The organism is Psychrobacter sp. 1U2, from assembly GCF_051847575.1.
In genome coordinates, this window is the sequence record NZ_JBPYDC010001690.1 from 1 (window position 1) to 542 (window position 542).

Annotated in this window: 1 protein-coding gene; it reads right to left on the reverse strand. The window is 44.5% G+C overall.

The features are described from left to right. The coding region (gene tssC / locus ACS8FD_RS23910) for a type VI secretion system contractile sheath large subunit (protein ID WP_439277679.1) at positions 1–542 on the reverse strand (542 nt) is incomplete at both ends.

Here is a 542-nt window from a genome sequence, read left to right on the forward strand (position 1 = left end):
AAAAGCTACCAACCTTATCGCGCATCATCGCTTTTAGGTAATGGGCAATACGTGATACTGCCATGATATATTGTAGTTGGGTCGATAACACAGCGTTGGCATTAGCATCATCGTTTTGATAAGTTTTGGCTTTTTGTACTGATTGCGCGCCAAAAAAGGCCGCATAATTGGTATTTTTGCAATGGACTAATGGAATAAAACCTAAATCGCTCAGCTCTTTTTCACGGCGATCAGTGATAGATATCTCGGTGGGACATTTAAGTGCCAAATCACCATCATCGGTTTTAAAAGTGTGGACAGGTAACCCTTCAACTAAGCCACCGCCTTCAACGCCGCGGATAGCTGCGCACCAGCGATAATCTGAGAAGGCAGCAGTCAGACGCGATGCAAATGCATAAGCGGCATTCACCCATAGATAGTCGCTATGATCATTACCCGAGACTTCTTCTGTAAAATTAAAACCTTCAACCACTGTCCCTTCTTTTGGGTCATAAGGCAGACGCCCTAAAAATCTAGGCACCATAAGAGCCACGTAACGTGCA